The sequence below is a fragment of the Actinomycetota bacterium genome, from assembly GCA_005774595.1.
Classification (GTDB): Bacteria; Actinomycetota; Coriobacteriia; order Anaerosomatales; family D1FN1-002; genus D1FN1-002.
Genome location: VAUM01000197.1, coordinates 1 through 3,636 on the forward strand (window position 1 = coordinate 1; position 3,636 = coordinate 3,636).

The window sequence follows — 3,636 nt, forward strand, 5'->3', positions numbered from 1 at the left end:
TCGTAGACCCGCGCGTAGGCGGCGTCGGCGTCCGAGTGGTACTCCACCGGCTCGCGCTCGGCGCGGCCGGCCACGTACGCCCGCGTGACGTCGTCGACCTCGATGATGCCGCTCTTGCCGCCGGCCTCGATCGCCATGTTGCAGATCGTCATGCGGCCGTCCATGTCCAAGGCGCGGATCGCGGAGCCGGTGAACTCCATCGCCTGGTAGAGCGCGCCGTCGACGCCGATCATGCCGATGACGTGCAGGATGACGTCCTTGGCGGAGACCCACGGCCCCGACTCGCCCTCGACGTTGAACTTCAGCGAGGCGGGCACCTTGAACCACGCCTCACCGGTCGCCATGCCCACGGCGGCGTCGGTCGAGCCCACGCCCGTGGCGAACGCGCCCAGCGCGCCGTAGGTGCAGGTGTGCGAGTCCGCGCCGATGATCACGTCGCCGGGCACCACGACGCCCTGCTCCGGCAGGAGCGCGTGCTCGACGCCCATGCAGCCGATCTCCCAGTAGTGCGTGATCTCCTGCGCACGGGCGAACTCGCGCATCATCTTGGCCTGCTCGGCGGACTTGATGTCCTTGTTCGGCGTGTAGTGGTCCGGCACCAGCGCGATGCGCGCGGGGTCGAAGACGCGCTCCACCCCGACCTTGCCGAACTCCTTGATGGCGATGGGCGCGGTCACGTCGTTGGCGAGCACGAGGTCCAGCTTGCACTCGACGAGCTGCCCGGGCTCGACCTCGGGCAGGCCGGCGTGGGCGGCCAGGATCTTCTCGGTGATCGTCATCGGGCGTGCCATGGCGCTTCTCGCTCCTCGAAAAGGTCGTCGGACAGGTCCGCACATTCTAGCGCAGGCGACCGTGGCGCGCGGCGTCGGCGGCGGGCCGCTCGCCCGCGCATACGGTTCCTCGGAACGATCGTTCCGAGGAACCGTATGCGACGCAGACAGCCCCGCGGGCCGCACCGAACGGGAGGGTCTCAGATCGACGACATCACCAGCAGCACGCCGGTCACCACGAGCGTGACGCCGACCCACTGCGAGAACGTGGGGCGCTCCTTGAGCAGCCACGCGGCCACAACCGGCAGGATCGCGTAGCTCATCCCGAGGAACGGGTAGGCCACCGACAGTTCCACGAGCGACAGTGCGTAGATCCACGCCAGCGACGCCGAGAGGTAGACCACGAGCCCGAGCATGACCTCCCAGCGCGTGGCGATCGCCCCCACGAGCCGCAACGGGCGCCTGAGCGCTTCACGGTCGACCGGCCCGAGCAGAGACATCCCGCGCTTGAGCAGCATCTGCCCGGCCATCGCCAGCAGTACCGCCATGAGCACAGCGGCGAGCGAGTACGGCGTCACCTGGCGCTCGCCCCTTTCGCCCGCTCGAGCTGCGGAGCCACCCCGAGCCAGCCGACGAGTAGGATCCCGAGCACGATGAGCGCCACGCCGGCCCATCTCGAAGGAGGTACCTGCTCGCCCGCGATGACCGCGGCGATCGTGACGACCACGTAGCCCCAGGCGCCGATCGGATAGGCGACCGAGAGGTCGAGCCGCGACAGCACGACGAGCCACAGCACCGTCGAGAACCCGTATGCGAGGAAGCCGCCGATCACGCGCGGGTCGCGCAGCGCGATCGCCAGCGTTTCGACCACGCCACTCGCGTCCACCCCGCCCGCGCCCGCGCGCAGGAACGCCTGCCCGACCGCACCGAGCATCACGGCGACGAACGCGAGGGCGAGCATCCCGATCGGGGCTGCGGAGTGCCCTTCCTTCGAGACGCGCCGCAGCACGCGACCGTACGCAGCGATCGTCCTGAGTACGGGTATCGCCGAGCCCCGGCGCTTCAGGTCGTAGCGCAGCGTGAACGGCGCCTCGGCGAAGACGGCCGTCTCGCGCAGCCGCTCGGCGATCTCGACCATGCACCCGAACCCGTCCTCGCGGATGAAGTCGTCACCCCATCGCTCGAACGCGTCCCGGACCACCTCCGCCCGGTAGGCACGGAAGCCGCAGCTGTAGTCGCGCACGCCGCGGATGGGGCGCAGCAGCGTCATGAGAGCGCCCGCTCCGAAGCTCAGGACGTGTCGGAAGACCGAGAGACCCTCGACACTCGAACCTCTCCGGTAGCGAGACGCGATGGCGACGTCCGCGCCCTCGTCGAGCAGTGCGAGCAGTGCGGATGCGTAGACCGGGTCCTGCGTCAGGTCGGCGTCGAGGGTCACGATGACGTCGCCGGGACCCAGCGACTCGGCCGCCGCGCGCAGGCCTCGCCGGATGGTGCGCCCCAGGCCCAGGTTCGGCTGGTTCACGAGCACCTCGGCCCTCCCTGCGCCTGCGTCGCGGGCGAGGTCGCCGGTGCCATCCGAGCTTCCGTCATCCACCACGATGAGCCGCCACCGCCAGCCGGCGCCCTCCGAGACCTCGGCGATCCGATGCACCAGGTCGGCGATCGAGGCCGCCTCGTCGTAGGCAGGCACCACCCAGCACACGGTGCGGAGCGACGGGGCCGACCCGCCCTTCGCGGTGGTCATGGGCTCACCGCGTACACGATCACGCCGTGCTGAGTGGCGTCCGTGAATGTCGCGAGCGCCCGGAACTCCTTCCGGAACGACTCATAGTTGTCTCGCGCGGTCAGATACACCGCGGAACTGCCCGGGTCGGTGTAGAACCTGCCGAACGCGTCCTTGCTGGCGACGAGGTACTCGACTCCTTCGTCACGATACGCGTCTGCGGACGCGTGCCCGAGGTAGTCCGTCGCGGTCGCGCCCGGATGCGTGTCGAACACGTACGGGCCGTAGTTCTCGACCACGATCCGCGCATCACGGGGGAGGTTCGCGTCGATCCACTGCCGCGCCTCAGCCTGCGCCTGCGGACCGGCATACGAGCGTGAGCACGCGAATGCGCGAGCGGCTGGCACGACGAGCAGCGCGGCCAGTACCGCGGGGGCCGCCGTGCGCGCCCATCGGGCCGGCGCGCCGGACGGCACCAGGTCCGCAGACATGAACGCGCCCGCGACGGAGATGACCGCGAACACCGGCACGACCGGGAGCATCACCCGCTCGTTCCTCACCGTGAACAGGCAGAGGAACACGAGGTAGACGACCGGGAAGACCATCGCCGCAGCAAGCACACGGTCCTTGCGCCGCATGGCGCTCCACGCGCTCGCGGCGAAGAACAGGGCGAGCGGCCCGAAGGTCACCCAGATGTTGCGGGCGTACCACACCACCTGCCCGCCGTCCTGGCCCGGGTGACCGGTGCCGTAGGTCCGGCCGATCCCGAGGACCGCACCGACCACGGTGCCGGGCTCGACGATCAGCGCAGGAGTCGACAGCAGGAACGCGGCGGCGGCGGCGGCAGCGGCGCCGATCAGGAAGAGGAGGTCACGCGGGCGGAACGGCGAACGGAGGTCCAGACGGGCGACATGCGCCGCCGCCACGGCGATGAAGACGAGGCCGGCGTTGTACTTCGTCCCCGCCGCGAGACCGGTCAGCACGCCAGCGAGCAGGTAGTCGCGCCACGTCCCCTTCTTGGCGATGCCGACCGCGGCGAGCACCGTGGCTGTCGCGAAGAACGTCGCGATGACGTCAGGCGCGACGAAGCGGCTGTGGAAGACGTGATCGGGGTTCAGTGCGACCGCCGCTGCAGCACCC

General features: G+C 70.2%; 4 protein-coding genes. All 4 read right to left on the bottom strand.

Annotation, left to right across the window (positions count from 1 at the left end; all coding sequences use genetic code 11):
• Window positions 1-791 (bottom strand): 3-isopropylmalate dehydratase large subunit (locus FDZ70_07750; GenBank protein TLM73383.1); only part of this gene is annotated, 791 nt, incomplete at its 3' end.
• A gap of 179 nt (window positions 792-970) precedes the next feature.
• Window positions 971-1,444, bottom strand: a complete 474-nt coding sequence (locus FDZ70_07755) for a hypothetical protein (protein ID TLM73384.1) — start codon at window positions 1,442-1,444, stop codon at window positions 971-973.
• Window positions 1,345-2,517: a glycosyltransferase gene (locus FDZ70_07760; protein ID TLM73385.1), complete on the bottom strand. Its 1,173-nt coding sequence runs from the start codon at window positions 2,515-2,517 to the stop codon at window positions 1,345-1,347. The genes FDZ70_07755 and FDZ70_07760 overlap by 100 nt, the downstream gene beginning before the upstream one ends.
• Window positions 2,514-3,636, bottom strand: a 1,123-nt coding sequence (locus FDZ70_07765; protein ID TLM73386.1) for a phospholipid carrier-dependent glycosyltransferase, incomplete at its 5' end; no start/stop codon positions are given. The genes FDZ70_07760 and FDZ70_07765, both read right to left, overlap by 4 nt.